Raw genomic sequence first — 18992 nt, forward strand, 5'->3', positions numbered from 1 at the left:
ATGACGCTGCGCAGCCTGCTGGGAATAGCTCTGTTTTCTCTGGCGGGTTGCTCCTCGCTGCCGTCTCCGGATGGCAGTGAGGCCGGCGGTCAGCAAGATGGCGGCTACCTGAACATAGAGACCCTCACCGGGCTCAGTAGCAAGGTGGTGGAAACCTCCGGTCTTGCGCTGCATGCCGGTCGTATCTGGACCATTAATGACAGTGGTAACGGCCCCTGGCTCTATGAGCTGGATGAGTATCAGGGTGAGGTAGTCAAGCGTGTGCGGGTAGCGGATGCGGTCAATATCGACTGGGAATCCATGGCCGCAGATGAGCGCTATTTATATGTCGCGGACTGCGGCAACAACTCCGGACGACGTGAGTGGTTGCAGCTTTACCGCATTAACTGGCAGCAGCTGCTCAATGTCTCTGAGTCCGAGCCCGTCGCGTCGCAATACGTAGAGTTCAGTCTGGCAGACCCAGGCCCTGTGCAGGGTGTTCACAAGCATGACAATGACTGCGAGGCGGTTACCGTTGTTGGCAGCGAGCTCTGGCTCTTTATCAAGGGCTGGCTGACCGGCACGACCCGGCTCTACAAAATGCGCACCGATATCGATAATCAGGCACCTGTAAGCACTGAAACCTGGCCTGTTCAGGGGTTGATTACGGCGGCCGATTACAGTGCCGATCGCAAAGAGCTTGTGTTGCTTGGTTATACGCTTGGGCGATTTAGCAGTGATACCTTCTTGTGGCGAGTGCCTGTAGTGGAAGGGCAGCCGGACTGGTCTGCAGCGCGCTATCACGACCTCTGGCCGTCAGGGCAATGGGAAGGTATCGCCTGGCGTGGCGATGAGCTGTTGCTGACGCGTGAAAAAAGTATTCTTGGTGAGGCGCGCCTGGGACGAATCCAGCTGGCGCCGCGCTCTCGGCAAAACTGAATCACACCAAAACCGAATTTGAAACGATTGGCGAGTTTACATGTTGCAACTCTATAACACATTGACGAATTCCAAAGGCCCGTTCACCCCATTGGAGGCGGGCAAGATTCGCATGTACGTCTGTGGTGTGACGGTCTACGACTACTGCCACATAGGTCACGCGCGGGTGATGGTCTGTTTTGACCTGATTACGCGCTACCTGCGCTATCGTGGGTGGGATGTCACCTATGTGCGCAACATTACCGATGTGGACGATAAAATCATCAAGCGCGCCGCCGAAAATGGCGAAACAGTCGATGCGCTGACCGAGCGTATGATCGCAGCGATGCATGAGGATGAAGGGCGGCTGGGTGTGTTGCGTCCCGACATGGAGCCGCGTGCGACGGCGCATATCTCCGATATCATCGATCTTGTACAGACGCTGGTTGATAAGGGTTACGCCTACGCTGCGGCCAACGGAGATGTCTATTACCGGGTCGAGAAGTTCGAGCCCTATGGCCGTCTGACTAACAAGGTAATCGACGAACTCAAAGCCGGTGCGCGTATCGAAGTGGGCGAGTCCAAGGAAAGTCCCGTCGATTTCGTGCTCTGGAAAGCGGCGAAGCCTGGCGAGGTTAGCTGGGAGTCTCCCTGGGGGGCTGGACGCCCCGGCTGGCACATCGAGTGCTCAGCCATGTCCAAGTGCTGCCTGGGTGAAACTTTCGATATTCATGGCGGTGGCCCGGATCTGCCGTTCCCGCACCACGAGAACGAAATCGCCCAGTCCGAAGCGGCCAACGACTGCACCTATGTCAATTACTGGATGCACGCGGGACCGGTGCGGGTGAATCAGGAGAAGATGTCCAAATCATTGAACAACTTCTTCACCATCCGTGATGTGCTGGAAAGCTATAACCCGGAAGTGGTGCGATACTTCCTCTCCTCGGTGCATTACCGCAGCTATATCGACTACTCCGAAGACAGTCTGCGGGAAGCGCGGCAGGCCCTTGAGCGTTTCTACCAGGCGTTGAACGATGCACCGGTAGGTAGCGAAGAGGGGCTGGATAGCGATTACGAAGAGCGTTTCCAGCAGGCAATGGACGATGACTTCGGTACTCCGAGGGCGTTGGCAGTGCTGTTTGATCTGGTTACCGAACTTAACAAGGCGACCCGGGAGAATGCGCCCCAGGCGGCGGCCATGGCGGCCTTGCTGAAACGCTTGGGTGGTGTGCTCGGTCTGCTGCAGCAATCGCCGAAGGCGTTCCTGCAGGGCGAAGCTCGTGAGGGTGAGCTGTCGGCCGAAGAGATCGAGTCTGCCATCGAGGCCCGTAAGCAGGCGAAAAAGGACAGAGACTTTGCCGAGGCCGATCGCATTCGTGATTCGCTGGCGGAGCAGGGCGTTATCCTTAAGGACAGCCGCGAAGGTACCACCTGGTACCGCGAAGGCTGAGCTTTCGGAAACCAGCTGTAAATCAGGGGGTTGTGCATAAATCACACAGCTCCTTGTTTATTATGAAAAAAATGTAAAATCGCTATTGACGCCTCCGGTCTGCTCCCTTAGGATACGCACCACTTCGCAGCGGGGTCCAAGGGTCAAGCAACGAAGTTCCGGGCAGCAAGAGGCGCCCGTAGCTCAACCGGATAGAGCAACGGCCTTCTAAGCCGTAGGTTGCAGGTTCGAGCCCTGCCGGGCGCGCCACTTGTGATTGCTCTTGCGACAGTCCGGTGAGTAAAAATTAGGTTATGGTGGATGTAGCTCAGTTGGCAGAGCTCCGGATTGTGATTCCGGCGGTCGAGGGTTCAAGCCCCTTCATCCACCCCATTTCCTAATAGAAGTATGAAAATACTTCGAATGTCGCGGGAATGGTGAAATTGGTATACACGCTGGTTTTAGGTACCAGTGCCGAAAGGCGTGAGAGTTCGAGTCTCTCTTCCCGCACCATTTCCTTCGCGTTATGGTGGATGTAGCTCAGTTGGCAGAGCTCCGGATTGTGATTCCGGCGGTCGAGGGTTCAAGCCCCTTCATCCACCCCATTTCCTTCCCTTAATCTGTTTTCTTTCCCTTTATCGGCATTGCCGATTTTGTCGTTTCGTTTCCGAAGCAGCTCCCGATATGCGGGCGTTTTGCTTGACTAATCTGGCCCGTTGCCGGACAATTTTGCGCTTTATAATTTCAGGCTCTGTGTATCGGATGTCTGCATTCTTGCCCGCTTTCATGCGGTGAAAAAGGGCAGAATCAAGGCGTCAACACAGGTCGCTATAAACGCTGCAATCTATTTGTGAGGAATTTCATGCAAGTTTCTGTCGAAACGACTTCCGGCCTTGAGCGTCAGATGACCGTAACGGTCCCCGCCGAGCGAATTGATCAGGACGTGGATAAACAGGTGATGCAGCAGGCCCGGACTCGCCGCATGGATGGCTTCCGCCCAGGTAAAATCCCGGCGAAAGTGATCAAGCGCATGTACGGCGATGCGATTCGCTACGACGTCCTCAACCGCGTTGTTCAGGAAAGCTTCTACAAAGCCGTACAGCAGGAAGAACTGAAGCCTGCTGGTGGCCCGAGCATCGATCTGAAGAACGACAAGGAAGGCGAAGATCTGCAGTTCGTCGCTACTTTCGAAGTGTACCCGGAAGTTGCGCTGGCTGACTTCTCTGCTGCTGAGATCGAAAAGCAGTCTGCAGAGATCAAAGACGCCGACATCGACCAGATGATCGAAACCCTGCAGAAGCAGCAGGCTGGCTGGTCTGAAGTTGAGCGCGCTGCTGAAGACGGCGACCGCGTTAAAATCGATTTTGAAGGTTTCATCGACGGTGAAGCGTTCGAAGGTGGCAAGGCCGAAGGTCACGACCTGGTGCTGGGCTCCAACTCCATGATCCCTGGTTTCGAAAGCGGCCTGGTTGGCGTCAAAGCCGGTGATGAACTGGAGCTGGACGTTACCTTCCCTGAGGAATACCACGCTGAAAACCTGAAGGGCAAGCCGGCCAAGTTCAAGGTCAAGGTTCAGAGCGTTTCCGCTTCTGAACTGCCGGAACTGAACGCTGAGTTCTTCTCCAAGTTCGGTATCGAAGAGACCGAAGTTGACGGTTTCCGTGCCGAAGTTCGCAAGAACATGGAACGTGAACTGAAAAACTCTCTGAAGTCCAAGCTGAAAGAGCAGGTTTTCAACAAGCTTGTTGAACTGAACAGCATCGACGTTCCGGCTGCTCTGATCGATGAAGAGATCGACAACCTGCGTCGCCAGGCTGTTCAGCAGTTCGGTGGCCCGAACGCTCAGATCGATCCGAACACCCTGCCGAAGGAAATGTTCGAAGAGCAGGCCAAGCGCCGCGTTGTTGTTGGTCTGCTGGTTCAGGAAGTCGTTCAGTCCAACGAAATCAAGGCTGACGACGCCCGCGTTCAGGAAACCATCGCTGAAATGGCCGAAACCTACCAGGAACCTGCGCAGGTTATCGAGTACTACAACAGCAACGAACAGATCCTGAACCAGATCCGCAGCATGGTTCTTGAAGATCAAGTGGTTGATCACCTTCTCGCATCTGCTAAAGTCGAGGAGACAGAAGTCAGCTACGAAGAGGCGATCAAGCCGGCGCAGCAGGTAGCTCAGGAAGCTGAGACCGAAGCGGGGGAATAATCGCCAACGCGAAAGAAGCGCTCAAACGTCCACCCCGGTGGGGCGCCGAAATCTCGAAAACGGCAGTTGGCTCACGCTGGCTGTCGTTTTTGCTTTCAAAGGCTCTTAAGGAGAAGTGTATATGACGGACATCTTGAATGGGCGTTCCAGTGGCATCACCAACAGCGGCCTGGTGCCGATGGTTGTTGAACAGAGTTCTCGTGGAGAACGTGCGTACGATATCTACTCGCGACTGCTGAAAGAGCGAGTGATCTTCATGGTCGGTCAGGTCGAAGACCATATGGCCAACCTTATCGTCGCGCAGCTGCTGTTTCTCGAAGCGGAAAACCCGGATAAAGATATTCACCTTTACATCAATTCACCCGGTGGCTCCGTGACCGCGGGTCTCGCGATCTACGACACCATGCAGTTCATCAAGCCTGATGTCAGCACCATGTGCATTGGCCAGGCTGCATCCATGGGTGCGCTGCTGCTCGCCGGCGGTGCGGCAGGCAAGCGTTTCGCGCTGCCTAACTCGCGCATGATGATCCATCAGCCGCTGGGTGGTTACCAGGGTCAGGCGACGGATATCGAGATCCACACCCGTGAAATTCTCACCATTCGTAATAAACTGAATGGAATACTGGCGCATCACACCAGCCAGGACGTCGAAACCATCTCCCGCGATACCGATCGTGATAACTTCATGGATCCGGGCGCGGCAGTTGAGTACGGACTGATCGACTCGGTGCTTGAGCGTCGTACCCTGGCAGAGTAAGGAACGCTCTGTTGTTCCCGTCCCGGGTTGAAAACTTGGGGCGGGGGCCGCATATCGAGTTAAAAGGCTTTTTTGAGGTATCAGAATGTCGGATGAGATCAGCGGAAAAGGCGGAAGCGGCAGCAAGCTATTCTGTTCTTTCTGTGGCAAGAGCCAGGACGAAGTGCGAAAGCTGATCGCAGGCCCGTCTGTCTTTATCTGCGATGAATGTGTCGATCTCTGTAATGATATTATCAGTGAAGAGATTCAGGAGACCGAAGAGCAGGCGCCCAGCGAGAAGCTGCCTACGCCCGCCGAGATAAAAGGCACACTGGACGATTATGTGATTGGCCAGGAACGTGCCAAGAAGGTGCTTTCGGTCGCCGTGTATAACCATTACAAGCGTCTGCGTTTTCAGGGTAAGGGCAAGGCGGATATCGAGCTCGGCAAGAGCAATATCCTGCTGATCGGCCCTACCGGCAGCGGTAAAACCCTGCTGGCCCAGACCATGGCGCGTTTGCTGAATGTTCCCTTCACCATCGCCGATGCGACCACGCTGACCGAAGCGGGCTATGTCGGTGAAGACGTGGAGAACATCATTCAGAAGCTGCTGCAGAAATGCGACTACGATGTCGAAAAAGCGCAGCTGGGTATCGTCTACATCGACGAGATCGATAAGGTATCCCGCAAGTCGGATAACCCGTCAATCACGCGTGACGTTTCCGGTGAGGGCGTTCAGCAGGCACTGCTGAAGCTGATTGAGGGTACGGTTGCATCTGTGCCGCCTCAGGGTGGTCGTAAACATCCCCAGCAGGAGTTCCTGCAGGTTGATACGTCCAATATCCTGTTTATCTGTGGCGGTGCCTTTGCCGGTCTGGAAAAGATCATCCGTGGCCGCAGCGAGCGCAGCTCTATCGGTTTCAGTGCAACGGTTAAAAGCAAGGATGAAAGTCGTCTTGCTGAAGTGCTGCACGACGTTGAAGCGGAAGATCTGGTCAAATTCGGTCTTATCCCCGAGTTTGTTGGCCGTCTGCCGATGATAGCAACCCTGTCCGAGCTGGATGAGGAAGCTCTGATTCAGATTCTGACCGAGCCCAAACACAGTCTGGTCAAGCAGTACCAGGCGTTGTTTGAGATGGAAGGGGTCGAGGTAGATTTCCGTACCGAGGCGCTGAAGGCGGTGGCCCGCCATGCGCTGGAGCGTCGTACTGGTGCTCGTGGTCTGCGTTCAATTCTCGAGGCCACCCTGCTCGAAACCATGTACGAACTGCCTTCCCTGGAAGGTGTCAGCAAAGTGGTTATCGATGAGGGTGTTATCGAAGGAACATCCGACCCGATCCTGATTTACGAGAATCAGGAACAGGCCAAGGCTGCTCCGCAGGATTGATTGGGTGATTGCGCACAAAGAAAAAGCGACCTTCGGGTCGCTTTTTTTGTATCGGTTTGAGCTTGTTACTCGTGCATCGCCTGCATCGCTTCCTTGGCCCAGTTGAGGCTGCTGCGGTAGGCGCTTTCAAACAGGGTGATATTGAAGTCTGCCGGCAGCTTTTCCCATTCGCCGCTCTCGTAGGCCAGCGCCTGTTCCAGGGTGTTGCCGATATCGCCCTCGTAAGCGGAGATAGCGGCTTTGATATCCTCGCCCAGCGGAACCTGCTCAAGCATCGTCTCGCGATCGACGTCGAGCATTACATGCAGGCCTGACATCATGCCTGCCATGAAGTATGAGCCGGGGTTGGAGCGTTTTTCCCCTTCGGCGATCAGCTCGCACATGCGGCCACGGATCAGCAGCGTGCGCGACAGCTCTTCCGGCTTGTCCTGGTTGCTGGTCATGGAGATCAGTGTGGCCCATTTGCGCACCTGGTCTATACCGAGAAGAACCACAGCTTCGGCGACGGATTCCACTTTGCGAACCAGAGAGTAGGCGGCCGAGTTAACGATACGCAGGAGCTTATAGGTCAGTACCGGGTCGCGGATGATCATCTCTTCGAGACGTTCCGGTTTGACGTTGGCTTTCTGCAGTTCCTGTATCAGCTGCATCAGGGCGACCTGGTTAGCCCCAACCTGCTTGCCCTTGACGATTTTCGGGCGGCTCAGGAAGGTGCCTTCAAACAGCTTAAAACCGGCGCTGCTGCAGAGCTCAAGCTGCTCAATAGTCTTGATATTCGCAGCCAGTGCCGTGACCTTGAGCTTGGACAGGCTGCTGGCCTGTGCTGCCAGCTTTTCGGTCGGGATATTCTGAATATCGAGTTTGACTATTTTGACCAGTTTTATGAACGGGTCGAGTTCTGGTCTGTACTCGTGTATCGCCAGTGTCAGTCGATAGCCTTTCTTGGCCAGGTCGAGTAGCAGCTGGGCAAAAGCCCGGTCGGGTTTGGCGGGTAGAGACAGCACCAGTACCACCTGCTTTACGGGCAGGTCTGGCATGGTTTCGACCGTCTGCGCAGATACCGGCAGGAATGCGGGGACGCGCTTGATCTCGCCCTGATCCGAGATGCTGGTATAAGTGGAAAGAATGACCTCGGACCCTGAACTGGTATCAGGGTCGCGGGCCAGTATTCCATCCAGCGCTGTATCACGCTGATAGCTCAGCTCGTAGGCGATAACCCGCTGCTGGCTGTCGAAAATCGGGTGGCGTGCGACCAATGCCTGGTTGGAATCGATCTGTTGGGGCATGCAGGCAGAATCCTTCATGAGGTCCAAAAACGTATAGTTTAACGGCTGGCTGTCAGGGTGGCACCTTTTGTTGATGGCTGCTGGCCAGCGCGAAGAAGAGTATACTGTGCGGCTGATTAAAATGCTGGGTGAAGAATGACGAGAATCAACTGGTTTCCGGGCCATATGCACAAGGCGCGGAAAGAGATCGCCGAGGTGATGGATGAAGTGGATGTGGTAATCGAGGTGCTCGATGCCCGTCTGCCGCGTTCCAGTGAGAACCCTCTGGTTGATCAGCTGCGCCGTGGAAAACCGGTGATCAAACTCCTCAACAAGGAGGATCTTGCCGATCCGCAGCGTACCCGGGAGTGGCTGGATTATTTCAACGCCCAGGAGGGCACCCTGGCGCTTGCGCTGACCACCAGCGACAAAAAGCTGGTACAGAAGATACCGACCCTGTGTAAGGAGGCGGTGCCCGCACGTACCCGGGCGGGGCGTCCTGTACGTGCGATGATCATGGGGATCCCCAACGTCGGCAAGTCTACGTTGATCAACGTGCTGCTGGGGCGCAAGATCGCCAAAGTGGGGAATGAGCCCGCGGTTACCAAGGGGCAGAAAAAATACAGCGTCCATAACGGGATGGCCCTGTCTGATACGCCGGGTATTCTCTGGCCGAGGATTGAAGACGAAGACTCCGGTTACCGTCTGGCTGCCAGTGGCGCCATCAAGGATACCGCGATCGATTATGATCTTGTCGCGGAGTACGCGGCCAAGTTTTTGCTGGCAGATTACCCGGACTATCTGGTTGAGCGTTTCAAGCTCAAGGATGTGCCGGAATCGGCAGATCGTCTGATCGATCAGGTGGGGCGCAAGCGCGGATGCCTGCGCCCGGGTGGTGTTGTTGATACATACAAGGCGGCCGATATCCTGCTGACAGAGCTCAGGGCGGGCAAACTCGGGCAGGTCACCTTTGAGACCCCGCAAGAGTGGGAAAGAAAACGGATCGAGGCGGAACAGGCCGAGATGGAAGCAGCCAACGAGGAGAAACAATCATGACACGTAGTAAAAAAGAGCGTCGGCTGGGCAAATTCATGCCGGTACTGGAGCAGAAGCCGAAGAAGCAGGAACGTCTGGCTGATCCGAACAGTAAAGAAAGCCGCAGAAAGAAAGCTCAGCAGCAGGAGAAGAAAAAGGAGTCCGTCTACGCCAGGACTCAAGCCACCAAAACCCGGGCTACCAGGGACGAAGAAGCTGGGCGTCGGGGTACCCGTCATGGTGGTCCGCTGGCAGAGAAGATCCGCCGCCTGAACGAACAGCGTGAGGCTCAGGAGCAGGCCCGCAAGTCTGAAGGCGAGTCTGAAAGCGTGTCTGAAAAGGAATCTGAAGAGTCCTGAGTTTGACCACCCTCCCTCCTTGACCTAATTTTTAGCCACAGGACGGGAGGGAAGGTAATGAGCCATTCACCAGTTCATCGTGCCGGCAACGCGCCGGTCACCATCAAGCTAAAGCAGGGCGAAGTTTACGCCTGGTGCGCCTGCGGGCGCTCATCCAATCAGCCATTCTGCGATGGCAGTCATGTCGGAACCGGGCTGGACCCGCTGGTGTTCGAAGCGGAATCCGATGATGAAGTTCAGCTTTGTACCTGTAAATTCACCGCCACACCCCCAATTTGTGATGGCAGTCACTGCGATATAGAGCAGGATGGCTGAATGTCGCGACATGGGCGTCAAAGAGTCTCGATACAGGGGTTGCTGCTCGACCTCGATGGCGTGCTCTATAGTGACGACAGGCTGATTGAGGGTGCTGTGGCCAGCATCGACTGGCTGCAGTCCCACGCAGTACCTTTTCGCTATATCACCAATACCTCCACCAAAACCCCTCAAGAGCTGCAGAAACGGCTCAGGAGTCTGGGGCTGCCTGCCACATCAGAAAATATCTTCAGCGCCGTGCAGGCCACCGAGGAGTGGCTGAGACGAGAGGGAATAAAGCGTATTGCGCCGCTTGTAAGGGCTTCGGTCGAGAAGATGCTCGCAGGCGATTTCGAGATCGACAGGTTAAGGCCCGAGGCGGTGGTTATCGGCGATATTGGAGAGGCCTGGGATTACTCGCTGTTGCAGCAGGCGTTTCAGTGGCTGGTGGATGGCGCCAGGCTCGTATGTGTTCACCGAAACCGCTACAGCCGGGTTGGCGATACGCTGTCCCTGGATATAGGTGCTTTCGTGGTGGCGCTGGAGTATGCGGCGCAGGCAGAAGCCGCTGTCGTCGGTAAGCCCTCCGCCGCGTTTTTTCATGCGGCTTGTGCCAGTTTTTCGCTGCCGCCGGAGCAGGTAGCGGTAGTAGGAGATGATATCGATGCGGATGTGGGCGGAGGACGGGCAGCGGGCTGTCTCGGTATCCTGGTCGAAACCGGGAAATTCAGGTCAGACCTGGTCGCACGCAGTGGTATCCGGCCCGATTTTCAGATCGCTTCCATCGCCGACCTGCCGGAGCTGTTGTCAGGCGCTTCCGGCAGGTAACGGCGATATCAGTGGGTCTGAAGACTAGCTGCTTTTCTTGGTGCAGACGCCGATCAGGCTGTACAGCGGGCAGAAGCTGAACAGACCCGTGGCGAGGGGTATTACGCCTATCCATCCCCAGACCGGCAGGGCACCGGTGAGCGTCGCAGCAATCAGCGCAATGCCCACAATGATTCGTAAAATGCGATCGATTCCACCTACGTTAGCTTTCATATCCGTATCTCCTGTATTAGATCACTCTGCTTTAATTGTAGGCGCTTGTTATCGAAAGCTTCAGTGACTTAATCACAAAGCTGATCATAAAAGAGGTCAGAGATCAGAAAGCTCTGCCAGAGCCTTGGTGTTGATTAGTTCGATACTGCCGCGTCCCAGTTTTACCCAGCCCTGTCGTTCAAACTCTTTCAGAGTGCGGCTGATAACCTCTCGTGCGGTGCCAAGTTCGCTGGCGAGCTGCTGATGGGTGGTTTGAAGATAGGCGTTGTCTGCCTTCAGCAGGCGGGAAGCCAGGCGACAGTCCAGTCGGCCAAAGGAGATCGCATCGATCAGCATCAGCAGTTCGGTCAGTCGTTGGCCGTAGCCGTTAAAGACGAAATTACGCAGCTGCTTGCTATCATCGAGCGCCCGCTCAAACGCCGCTGCCGGGATCGCTACGGCATGCACCGTTGTCTCGGTAAACGCTTCCGCCTGGTAGGAACTGTTGCCAAGCAGACAAGCAGTGGTGAGGATGCAGGATTGGCCTGACTCAACGCGATACAAAACAATTTCCCGTCCCGAGTCAGACAGCTTCTGCACGCGTACCGAGCCCTCCAGTACCAGCAGGAACTGGTTGCAGGTATCGCCGCTATGGAAAACGGGTTGATGGGCAGGCAGGGTCAACTCGCGAGCCTGGTCACAGGCATTACGCCATCCCGGTGTATCGATATTTTGTAGCGCAGGAAAGTGTTCTAGCCAGGTCTGCATCGCATATCGCTCGTCAGCTGTTTAGTCGAGTCTAGCGATAACTGCAGAGCTGAGGTAGCGCCTGGTGTCTAACGCCTGTGTTTACCAAGGCGGCGGAGCCTTCAATGATCGATGCGGCGGGAATTAAGGACGCGCCGGAACCAAGGAAGCGTCAGAACTCATAACACGCCAGAGCTCATGATACGCCAGAGCAAGGATAGTTAGTCACGGTAAAAAGCTCGGCGAATGATCGGTTGTGGAGTTAAAATGGGCTGGGTATACATAGGTCCCTTGTTCTTTTTATGGGGATCGTGTTTTATTCAAGCGTGACAGCTTTGACTGAAACCACGCTTTCATCAAAGACAAGCTTTCACCGAAGACAGTCAACCGCAAGGAGATGCGCGATGATCGGTAAAGAACTCGAGTCAAACAGGAGGGCACCTGCTTTTGGGTCGAAATTTTCAACTGGACTCACCAAACGAGAATACATAGCCACTCAGGTGCTGAGTAGCTTCGTTGCCAGCAATGGCCACATTGACAGCGATTCAGCGGCAGAAAAGGCAGTGGAATATGCCGAAGCGCTGCTGCGTACGCTGAGTAAATAGCAGGCTCTATGCGTGAAGCTGGTCCCTATTTAAACCGCCTCCGGGCGGTTTTTTAGTGTCTGGTGCTGCAGATAGTGCCTTCCGGCTAAATCCCTCTTCCAAGCATCAGCGAGTCGTATTTTGAGTAATGGCGAAAACCGCCTGCCCCAGATCGAAAAAACGTTGGTGTCTTACGGGGAGTGTCAGTACATTTTCGGGCGCATGAACATCAATCCAAGCTTGGCTATCTTTAATTCGGTAGGAGGTTACCCCTATGTCATCTCCGATCCAGTAGCGACTGACCTTTATCCGCGCGATAGCTTGAGCCCCATCTGCGGGTCCGTGTGCTTTTAGCTTTTTAGCAGGGTTCTCTTGGATAGTCCTATTCGATCTTGAAGATTTCTACCTTGGCTACCTTCTTGCCCTCTGCCTTACCTCGATGGTTATGGAACGGGCGTCGAAAAACGAAGTCCGTAAGGGTGTTTTCTTCCACGACAGCATATGGAATCTTTGCCCTTTTAAAGGTGGCCACCCCGGCTTTCACTGCTGCCTCTCGGTCGTTGAATAGCTGATCGTCCTTATAAAGGTTTCCACTCTGACGGTAGACTCGAACAAGATACTGGCCAGGCTTGGCAAGTTCATAAATACCCGAAAGGGTATCGAGCTCGACAACAGACAAATCATCCGGATCTGCAAGCTTCTGTTGCTGATTCATAATGGCAAGTGCTGAGGCTATAACGACCACAGCCATGCCAAAGTAAGCTATGAGATCCAGAGTTTCCATTAGCACTCCTAGCTGAAAAGACCGGCGTCCTCTAAGGTTGCCGCCCATTCAGTCACATCGGGCGCTTATAGACAACGCTGCGGGAGAGTTTAGGCCGGGTCTGTGATGCAAATCACTGATCAGAAAAGCTGAAGTCCAAATCGAATACCTAACTCGTAATGAGGTGTTCTACTGTCAGACTCGTTAGCAATATACAGTACTGCTTGCATCTCAAGACGCAAAAAAGCCGCGTCACCCTGGGGAGGTAATGACGCGGCTATCAAGGTATTTCGGGACCTCAGCGGGACACGAAATGTATAGCGTTTGTAACTATCGGATTAATGGCGTTTTAATTGCCATCAACCGAACTGGTTCATGGTGTTGTCTTTACCGGAAGCCTTCAGGGCGGCGTCGCCGGAGAAGTATTCCTTGTGGTCGTCACCCATATCGGAGCCGGCCATGTTCTGGTGCTTGACGCAGGCGATGCTCTGACGGATCTCCTTGCGCTGTACGTTAGCTACGTAGCCCAGCATGCCTGCTTCACCGAAGTACTCTTTCGCCAGGTTGTCGGTAGACAGGGCGGCGGTGTGGTAAGTCGGCAGCGTGATCAGGTGGTGGAAGATACCGGCTTCGCGGGACGCATCGCGCTGGAAGGTGCGGATCTTCTCATCGGCTGCAATCGCCAGTTCGGTGTCGTCGTACTCAACGCTCATCAGGCTGGCGCGGTCGTAAGCGGAGACGTCCTGACCGGCTTCGACCATGGCATCGAATACCTGCTGGCGGAAGTTCAGCGTCCAGTTGAAGGACGGGCTGTTGTTGTAAACCAGCTTGGCATTCGGGATCACTTCACGGATGCGGTTTACCATGCCACCGATCTGGCCAACGTGCGGCTTCTCGGTTTCAATCCAAAGCAGGTCGGCGCCGTTCTGCAGAGAGGTGATGCAGTCCAGTACGCAGCGGTCTTCACCTGAGCCTTTTTTGAACTGGAACAGGCCGGATGCGAGGCGCTTCGGACGCAGCAGCTTACCGTTGGCCTTAACCACCACATCACCGTTGGCGATGTCATCGGCGCTTTCCACGTAATCACCGTCGAGGAAGGCGTTGTACTGGTCGCCCAGGTCACCCGGCTCGTTGGTCACAGCGATCTGTTTGGTCAGGCCAGCACCCAGGGAGTCGGTACGGGCAACGATAACACCGTCGTCTACACCCAGCTCCAGGAAGGCGTAGCGAACCGCGCGGATCTTGGCGAGGAAGTCGGCGTGGGGAACGGTAACCTTGCCGTCCTGGTGACCACACTGCTTCTCGTCGGATACCTGGTTTTCGATCTGGATAGCGCAGGCGCCAGCTTCGATCATCTTCTTGGCGAGCAGGTAGGTTGCTTCTTCGTTACCGAAGCCGGCGTCGATGTCTGCAATGATCGGCACAACATGGGTCTGGAAGTTGTCGATCTTGGCCTGTACTTCTGCTTCTGCGGCGGCGTCGCCAGCTTCGCGAGCGGCGTCCAGGGCGCGGAACAGGCCGCCCATTTCGCGGGCGTCAGCCTGGCGCAGGAAGGTGTAAAGCTCTTCGATCAGTGCCGGTACAGAGGTTTTCTCGTGCATGGACTGGTCAGGCAGCGGACCGAATTCAGAGCGCAATGCGGCGATCATCCAGCCGGACAGGTAGAGGTAACTCTTCTTGGTGGTACCGAAATGCTTCTTGATGGAGATCAGCTTCTGCTGACCGATAAAGCCGTGCCAGCAGCCCAGAGACTGAGTGTACTGAGAGGAGTCTGCGTCGTATTCAGCCATATCCTGGCGCATGATTTTGGCGGTGTAGCGCGCAATATCCAGACCTGTTTTAAAACGGTTCTGTACTTTCATGCGGGCCGCAAATTCCGGGTTGATACCTTCCCAGGGGGCACCGTTTACTGCTTTCAGGCTGGCTACTGCGTCAATTGCTTTTTTGTAATCTGACATGACTTTTCCTCGACAGTTTTCCTGTTGTTTGGAACAAGAGTTTGGAGCAAGTAGTTGGAGCAAAAAATCTTTAGTTATTGACTGCGCTCTGTTGGGGTGGCGCGTTGTCATGGCCCGAATAATGTGACCTTGGAGAAGGGGTGTCAAAGCGCTTTTGTGCACAGCAGCAAAGTGTGTACAAGGACTACAAACGGATCGTCGCGGGAGGTGTAGTAATACTACCCCGATAAAATCCTGCTGCAGCGCAAAATGGCCAGTTTTAACAGGGGGTTGGGGCTCTATTTCTTTGGTAGTAAATACTTTGGTCGAGGCCAAAAAATCGGTAATTTACATAAACATAAAAGAATAAAAATAGACTTTTAAATTCATTTAAAGTCTAAAAAAATCTGACTACAAAATTTGTAGTCGCTTGCTTTTTTGTCGTTGTTTTGAGGCGGGCTTTGACGAAAGTCGAAGATTTGAAGGTGAGTGGGCTGGCTGAAAATGTGGAGGGGCGGGAGGATAACCGGTCGAATTGCCTCCGACCGGTTATATGAAGGGGTTATTCTTCGCTCAGGTAGATACTGCCTGTCTGAATCAGGGCGCAGAGCAGCTTGGATTGAGCATCGGTGATAGCATCAGCGCTGAATGCCAGGCTGCGTTGCTCGCCGCAAAGCTGTTCAGCCAGTGCGAGAGTGTCGCCGTCAACCGGATAGCTGCTGCCTTCTGCAAAGAGTCTGCCGCTGGATGGGGTTTCTGCGTTACGGACAAAAGCGAATCGTGCTCCCTCGTTACGACGCAGCAGGTAACCCTCTTCAAGGCATTCGGCAAGCTCTGCAGGGTTAAGTGTTTCACCCTCTTCTTTAAGCTCCGGGTACTTGGGGTCGGTCATATATTCACCGAACCAGCGGCTCAGCTGCTCGCGGTCCTGAAGATAGCTTTGCAGTGTCTCGGCCACGCGGTCCAGGGCGGCGGGCGTAATCTCTCCGGGGTTGGTCTGGAGCGCGAGGTCCTTGTCGCTGTAGCGGATTTCGCGGCCCAGTTGTTCACCGATAAAGTCGCTGAAACTGCGCAGGATCTCGTTATGGGCCGGGGCGCGGAAACCGATGGAGTAGGTCATGCAGCCATCGCCCAGGGCATAGCCGTTATGCGCCACCTGAGGCGGCAGATAAAGCATGTCGCCGGGTTGCAGATCGAAAGTCTCTTCAGCGACCCATTCGGGCAGGATCATGACCGGGGCGTCTTCACGGCGCGGCGAGCTTTCATCGCAGATCGCGCCGATCTCCCAGCGTCGTACGCCCTCGGCCTGCAGCAGAAATACGTCGTAATTGTCGTAATGGGGGCCGACGCCACCCTGATCTGCGGCATAGCTGATCATCAGGTCGTCGACACGCCAGTTAGGGATAAAGCTGAAACGCTGCATCAGGTCGGCGGCTTCGGGTGACCAGTGGTCCACGGCCTGTACCAGCAGAGTCCAGTGGCTTTCCGGCAGGTTGGCGAAGCGCTCCTCAGGGAAGGGGCCGTGCTCCAGTGACCAGCTGTCCTCTTGGGCATTGAACTGCACCAGGCGGGATTCCACCTCCTCTTCGCAGGCAAGGCCAGCCAGTTCGTCGGCGCTGACCGGTGGTTCAAAATCGGCAATTGCCTGGCGGATTAGCAGTGGCTTTTTCTGCCAGTATTCGGCAAGAAACTGTTCGGCGGAAAGTTCGCCGAGGGGATATTGGTCGATCACTTGCTGAGAAGCTCCTGAAGTTCGTTTGCGGCCAGTTCCAGCTCTTCCATCACCTTGCGGGTGTCACGGGCTGACAGTGCGGCCGTTCTGTTGTTACCGACCTTACGCAGACAGCTGCTGATCTGGTCGGCGCAGCGCTGTATGCCTGTCAGGTTGTACTGCAGCTGTTCCATGCTGCCGGCGGTATTTGCCAGGGCTTTGTGAAGTTCGTCGGCCTGGCGCACCAGTTGGTGAAGGCTTTGGCTCATAGGGCTCTCCCATCGCTAAGGCTGGGTAATTGGTTTTACCCGTTAGCGTTTAACTTTAGCAGCCGGAAAGAGCCGTTGTAGCGTTGTAGATCAGTCTTTGCTGAGCCGTTCTGCGGTTTCTTCCACCGAATTTAGAATACCGCGCAGCATGCCCAGCTCGGTTTTTTCCGGGCGGGAACGATTGAAGTAGCGACGCAGTTTGTCCATCACCCGGCCTTCGTGCTGGGGAATAATAAAGTTGGTCAGGCGCAGCACCTTTTCCAGGTGCTCATAAAATAGCACCATCTCCTGCTGGCGCGGGTAGGGTGCGGGTTCGCTGGCCTTGGTTGCGCTCTTCTTCTCTGCACGGCGCAGTTCATAGCACACCAGCTGGATAGCCTGGGCCACGTTCAGCACCGGGTACTCCTCGTTTGCGTCGATGTAGAGGTGGCGGTTGCACAGCAGCATCTCGGCGTTGTTCAGCCCCATGGTTTCGCGGCCGAACAGAATCGCGATTTCACCAGAGTCTGATTCCTGAATCACCTGACTAGCGGCGCTTTCCAGGTCCATCAACGGCAGGTCGTAGCTGCGCTCCCGGGCGCTGGTGCCGATCACCAGCTGGCAGTCGGCGATCGCTGCTTCAACGCTGTCGACGACCACTGCGTTGTCGAGCAGATCCTTGGCGCCGGCGGCGCGGGATTCAGCCTCTTCATGCGGAAACAGACGAGGTTTGACCAGGTAGAGCTGGCTCAGACCCATATTCTTCAGGGCTCTGGCCGCTGCGCCGATATTGCCGGGGTGGAAGGTTTCAACCAGTACGATTCGGATATTGCTCAGCATGATGATGGGTCTGTTGAAATTGTTTTTAGCCCTGTTGGGCGGTGGGTTTCGGCTGCGGAGCCCTGAACGTAAAAGAGCCGGCTATCGGGCCGGCTCTTTTGCTTGGCGGTAGCAGGGATCAGATGCGACGCGCCTGAGCCTCTGCGTTACCGATGTAGCTCGCCGGAGTCATCGCCTTCAGCGCCGCTTTCGGCTCTGCCGGGATATCCAGCTTGTCGATGAACTCCATCAGCACATCCTTGGTCATCGCCTTGCCGCGGGTCAGCTCTTTCAGCTTCTCATACGGTGCTTCGATGCCGTAACGGCGCATTACGGTTTGGATCGGTTCGGCCAGCACTTCCCAGGCGTTATCCAGGTCAGCGTTGAGACGGTCGGCGTTCATTTCCAGCTTGCTGATCCCTTTCAGGCTCGCCTGGTAGGCGATCAGGCTGTAGCCGAAACCAACACCCATGTTACGCAGAACGGTGGAGTCGGTCAGGTCGCGCTGCCAGCGGGAGATCGGCAGTTTGGTCGCCAGGTGCTGCATCATGGCATTAGCCAGACCCAGGTTGCCTTCGGAGTTTTCGAAGTCGATCGGGTTGACCTTGTGCGGCATGGTGGAGGAGCCCACTTCGCCAGCGATGGTGCGCTGCTTGAAGTAGCCCATGGAGATGTAACCCCAGACGTCACGGTCAAAGTCGATCAGGATGGTGTTGAAGCGGCAGACGCAGTCGAACAGCTCGGCGATGTAATCGTGCGGCTCGATCTGAGTGGTGTACGGGTTCCAGTCAAGGCCGAGGGACTTGATGAACTCCTGGGCGTTGGCTTCCCAGTCGATCTCCGGGTAAGCGGACAGGTGGGCGTTGTAGTTACCGACGGCGCCGTTGATCTTGCCCAGGTACTCGATCTGGTCGAGCTGCTTGAGCTGGCGCTGCATGCGGTACGCTACGTTCGCCATCTCTTTACCCAGGGTGGACGGAGACGCGGTCTGGCCGTGGGTGCGTGACAGCATCGGCTGGTCGGCGTGCTTGCGGCCCAGCTCGGCGATCTCGTCAGCGACTTTCTGCATCGACTGCTTCATCACCGCGACGCCGTTTTTCAGCATCAGAGCGTGAGACAGATTGTTGATGTCTTCAGAGGTGCAGGCGAAGTGGACGAATTCGCTGATGGCGAGTAGTTCGTCGTTTTCAGCGATCTCCTGCTTGATGAAGTATTCCACCGCTTTTACGTCATGGTTGGTGGTGCGCTCGATCTCTTTGATGCGCTCGGCATCTTCGATACCGAAATTACTGACGATGCTGTTCAGGCGGGCGTTGGCGTTTTCGCTCAGGGCCGGCACTTCGGTGATCTGAGGGTGGGCGGCAAGCTGCTGGAGCCAGCGGATCTCGACTTCAACGCGAAAACGGATCAGACCGTATTCACTGAAAACGTTGCGCAGGTCGGCAGTTTTGCTGCCGTAACGTCCATCGACCGGGGAAACAGCGGTGAGGGCAGAAAGCTCCATGTCGAACAGTCTCACTAATTTGGCGGTTGGTAGAAAAGGGCGCACATTATAGCG

19 protein-coding genes and 4 tRNA genes are annotated in these 18992 nt (G+C 55.4%); 14 read left to right on the forward strand and 9 right to left on the reverse strand.

What is annotated here, in order from left to right; all coding sequences use genetic code 11:
• The 9 genes from C4S72_RS02465 to clpX all read left to right on the forward strand — a co-directional run bounded on the left by C4S72_RS02465 (position 1) and on the right by clpX (position 6652).
• Positions 1–918, forward strand: a complete 918-nt coding sequence (locus C4S72_RS02465) for a hypothetical protein (RefSeq protein WP_104001481.1) — start codon at positions 1–3, stop codon at positions 916–918.
• Positions 919–958: 40 nt separating this feature from the next.
• Positions 959–2347: a cysteine--tRNA ligase gene (gene cysS, locus C4S72_RS02470; protein WP_104001482.1), complete on the forward strand. Its 1389-nt coding sequence runs from the start codon at positions 959–961 to the stop codon at positions 2345–2347.
• A 172-nt stretch (positions 2348–2519) separates the two neighbouring features.
• Positions 2520–2596: transfer RNA gene (locus tag C4S72_RS02475), tRNA-Arg, on the forward strand.
• 47 nt (positions 2597–2643) lie between these two features.
• Positions 2644–2719, forward strand: a tRNA-His gene (locus C4S72_RS02480).
• A 35-nt stretch (positions 2720–2754) separates the two neighbouring features.
• A tRNA-Leu gene (locus C4S72_RS02485) sits at positions 2755–2839 on the forward strand.
• A 16-nt stretch (positions 2840–2855) separates the two neighbouring features.
• A tRNA-His gene (locus C4S72_RS02490) sits at positions 2856–2931 on the forward strand.
• Between the two features lie 257 nt (positions 2932–3188).
• Positions 3189–4529 (forward strand): trigger factor, encoded by a 1341-nt coding sequence (gene tig / locus C4S72_RS02495; protein ID WP_104001483.1) that lies wholly within the window; start codon positions 3189–3191, stop codon positions 4527–4529.
• Positions 4530–4650: 121 nt separating this feature from the next.
• Entirely contained in the window at positions 4651–5286 is a 636-nt protein-coding gene (clpP, locus tag C4S72_RS02500) for an ATP-dependent Clp endopeptidase proteolytic subunit ClpP (protein ID WP_104001484.1), read from the forward strand.
• Positions 5287–5371: 85 nt separating this feature from the next.
• Complete coding sequence (gene clpX / locus C4S72_RS02505) at positions 5372–6652, forward strand: ATP-dependent Clp protease ATP-binding subunit ClpX (protein ID WP_104001485.1); 1281 nt, start codon at positions 5372–5374, stop codon at positions 6650–6652.
• A gap of 65 nt (positions 6653–6717) precedes the next feature.
• Here the strand turns inward: clpX and C4S72_RS02510 are convergent, their stop codons facing one another.
• Positions 6718–7938 (reverse strand): EAL and HDOD domain-containing protein, encoded by a 1221-nt coding sequence (locus C4S72_RS02510; protein WP_104001486.1) that lies wholly within the window; start codon positions 7936–7938, stop codon positions 6718–6720.
• Positions 7939–8073: 135 nt separating this feature from the next.
• On the opposite strand from C4S72_RS02510, the gene ylqF reads away from it, so the two are divergent.
• The 4 genes from ylqF to C4S72_RS02530 are packed head-to-tail and all read left to right on the forward strand — an operon-like array spanning position 8074 to position 10433.
• On the forward strand, positions 8074–8973 hold the full coding sequence (gene ylqF, locus C4S72_RS02515) for a ribosome biogenesis GTPase YlqF (RefSeq protein ID WP_104001487.1): 900 nt from the start codon (positions 8074–8076) through the stop codon (positions 8971–8973).
• Positions 8970–9311 (forward strand): hypothetical protein, encoded by a 342-nt coding sequence (locus C4S72_RS02520; RefSeq protein WP_104001488.1) that lies wholly within the window; start codon positions 8970–8972, stop codon positions 9309–9311. The genes ylqF and C4S72_RS02520 overlap by 4 nt, the downstream gene beginning before the upstream one ends.
• 57 nt (positions 9312–9368) lie before the next feature.
• Positions 9369–9626 (forward strand): CDGSH iron-sulfur domain-containing protein, encoded by a 258-nt coding sequence (locus tag C4S72_RS02525; protein WP_104001489.1) that lies wholly within the window; start codon positions 9369–9371, stop codon positions 9624–9626.
• Complete coding sequence (locus C4S72_RS02530; RefSeq protein WP_104001490.1) at positions 9627–10433, forward strand: TIGR01458 family HAD-type hydrolase; 807 nt, start codon at positions 9627–9629, stop codon at positions 10431–10433.
• Positions 10434–10457: 24 nt separating this feature from the next.
• Here C4S72_RS02530 and C4S72_RS02535 read toward each other — a convergent pair whose 3' ends face one another.
• Both C4S72_RS02535 and C4S72_RS02540 read right to left on the reverse strand, forming a co-directional pair.
• On the reverse strand, positions 10458–10646 hold the full coding sequence (locus C4S72_RS02535) for a YgaP family membrane protein (protein ID WP_104001491.1): 189 nt from the start codon (positions 10644–10646) through the stop codon (positions 10458–10460).
• A 96-nt stretch (positions 10647–10742) separates the two neighbouring features.
• Positions 10743–11393: a Crp/Fnr family transcriptional regulator gene (locus C4S72_RS02540; protein WP_104001492.1), complete on the reverse strand. Its 651-nt coding sequence runs from the start codon at positions 11391–11393 to the stop codon at positions 10743–10745.
• Positions 11394–11776: 383 nt separating this feature from the next.
• On the opposite strand from C4S72_RS02540, the gene C4S72_RS02545 reads away from it, so the two are divergent.
• A complete protein-coding gene (locus tag C4S72_RS02545) occupies positions 11777–11977 on the forward strand; it encodes a hypothetical protein (RefSeq protein WP_104001493.1) in 201 nt (66 codons plus the stop codon).
• A gap of 361 nt (positions 11978–12338) precedes the next feature.
• Here C4S72_RS02545 and C4S72_RS02550 read toward each other — a convergent pair whose 3' ends face one another.
• The 6 genes from C4S72_RS02550 to purB all read right to left on the reverse strand — a co-directional run bounded on the left by C4S72_RS02550 (position 12339) and on the right by purB (position 18938).
• Complete coding sequence (locus C4S72_RS02550) at positions 12339–12740, reverse strand: hypothetical protein (RefSeq protein WP_104001494.1); 402 nt, start codon at positions 12738–12740, stop codon at positions 12339–12341.
• A gap of 338 nt (positions 12741–13078) precedes the next feature.
• Positions 13079–14677: an isocitrate lyase gene (locus tag C4S72_RS02555; protein ID WP_104001495.1), complete on the reverse strand. Its 1599-nt coding sequence runs from the start codon at positions 14675–14677 to the stop codon at positions 13079–13081.
• 541 nt (positions 14678–15218) lie between these two features.
• The gene (locus C4S72_RS02560; protein ID WP_235009024.1) at positions 15219–16388 is read right to left on the reverse strand and encodes a cupin domain-containing protein; all 1170 of its coding nucleotides are present in this window, start codon (positions 16386–16388) and stop codon (positions 15219–15221) included.
• Positions 16385–16636 (reverse strand): hypothetical protein, encoded by a 252-nt coding sequence (locus C4S72_RS02565; RefSeq protein ID WP_104001496.1) that lies wholly within the window; start codon positions 16634–16636, stop codon positions 16385–16387. The genes C4S72_RS02560 and C4S72_RS02565 overlap by 4 nt, the downstream gene beginning before the upstream one ends.
• A gap of 90 nt (positions 16637–16726) precedes the next feature.
• Positions 16727–17455 carry an RNA methyltransferase gene (locus C4S72_RS02570; protein WP_104001497.1) on the reverse strand — a complete coding sequence of 243 codons (729 nt, stop codon included), beginning with the start codon at positions 17453–17455 and terminating at the stop codon, positions 16727–16729.
• 118 nt (positions 17456–17573) lie between these two features.
• Complete coding sequence (gene purB, locus C4S72_RS02575; protein ID WP_104001498.1) at positions 17574–18938, reverse strand: adenylosuccinate lyase; 1365 nt, start codon at positions 18936–18938, stop codon at positions 17574–17576.
• Between the last annotated feature and the right edge of the window lie 54 nt (positions 18939–18992).

The organism is Marinobacterium lutimaris (genome assembly GCF_900108065.1).
In the GTDB taxonomy this organism is placed as follows: domain Bacteria; phylum Pseudomonadota; class Gammaproteobacteria; order Pseudomonadales; family Balneatricaceae; genus Marinobacterium_D; species Marinobacterium_D lutimaris.

Coding starts and splice junctions, on each gene's coding strand:
- C4S72_RS02555 (WP_104001495.1), bottom strand. CDS start 14,677: ATGTCAGATTACAAAAAAGCAATTGACGCAGTAGCCAGCCTGAAAGCA.
- ylqF (WP_104001487.1), top strand. CDS start 8,074: ATGACGAGAATCAACTGGTTTCCGGGCCATATGCACAAGGCGCGGAAA.
- C4S72_RS02465 (WP_104001481.1), top strand. CDS start 1: ATGACGCTGCGCAGCCTGCTGGGAATAGCTCTGTTTTCTCTGGCGGGT.
- C4S72_RS02510 (WP_104001486.1), bottom strand. CDS start 7,938: ATGCCCCAACAGATCGATTCCAACCAGGCATTGGTCGCACGCCACCCG.
- purB (WP_104001498.1), bottom strand. CDS start 18,938: ATGGAGCTTTCTGCCCTCACCGCTGTTTCCCCGGTCGATGGACGTTAC.
- C4S72_RS02535 (WP_104001491.1), bottom strand. CDS start 10,646: ATGAAAGCTAACGTAGGTGGAATCGATCGCATTTTACGAATCATTGTG.
- cysS (WP_104001482.1), top strand. CDS start 959: ATGTTGCAACTCTATAACACATTGACGAATTCCAAAGGCCCGTTCACC.
- clpX (WP_104001485.1), top strand. CDS start 5,372: ATGTCGGATGAGATCAGCGGAAAAGGCGGAAGCGGCAGCAAGCTATTC.
- C4S72_RS02565 (WP_104001496.1), bottom strand. CDS start 16,636: ATGAGCCAAAGCCTTCACCAACTGGTGCGCCAGGCCGACGAACTTCAC.
- C4S72_RS02530 (WP_104001490.1), top strand. CDS start 9,627: ATGTCGCGACATGGGCGTCAAAGAGTCTCGATACAGGGGTTGCTGCTC.
- C4S72_RS02520 (WP_104001488.1), top strand. CDS start 8,970: ATGACACGTAGTAAAAAAGAGCGTCGGCTGGGCAAATTCATGCCGGTA.
- clpP (WP_104001484.1), top strand. CDS start 4,651: ATGACGGACATCTTGAATGGGCGTTCCAGTGGCATCACCAACAGCGGC.
- C4S72_RS02525 (WP_104001489.1), top strand. CDS start 9,369: ATGAGCCATTCACCAGTTCATCGTGCCGGCAACGCGCCGGTCACCATC.
- C4S72_RS02550 (WP_104001494.1), bottom strand. CDS start 12,740: ATGGAAACTCTGGATCTCATAGCTTACTTTGGCATGGCTGTGGTCGTT.
- C4S72_RS02545 (WP_104001493.1), top strand. CDS start 11,777: ATGATCGGTAAAGAACTCGAGTCAAACAGGAGGGCACCTGCTTTTGGG.
- tig (WP_104001483.1), top strand. CDS start 3,189: ATGCAAGTTTCTGTCGAAACGACTTCCGGCCTTGAGCGTCAGATGACC.
- C4S72_RS02570 (WP_104001497.1), bottom strand. CDS start 17,455: ATGCTGAGCAATATCCGAATCGTACTGGTTGAAACCTTCCACCCCGGC.
- C4S72_RS02540 (WP_104001492.1), bottom strand. CDS start 11,393: ATGCAGACCTGGCTAGAACACTTTCCTGCGCTACAAAATATCGATACA.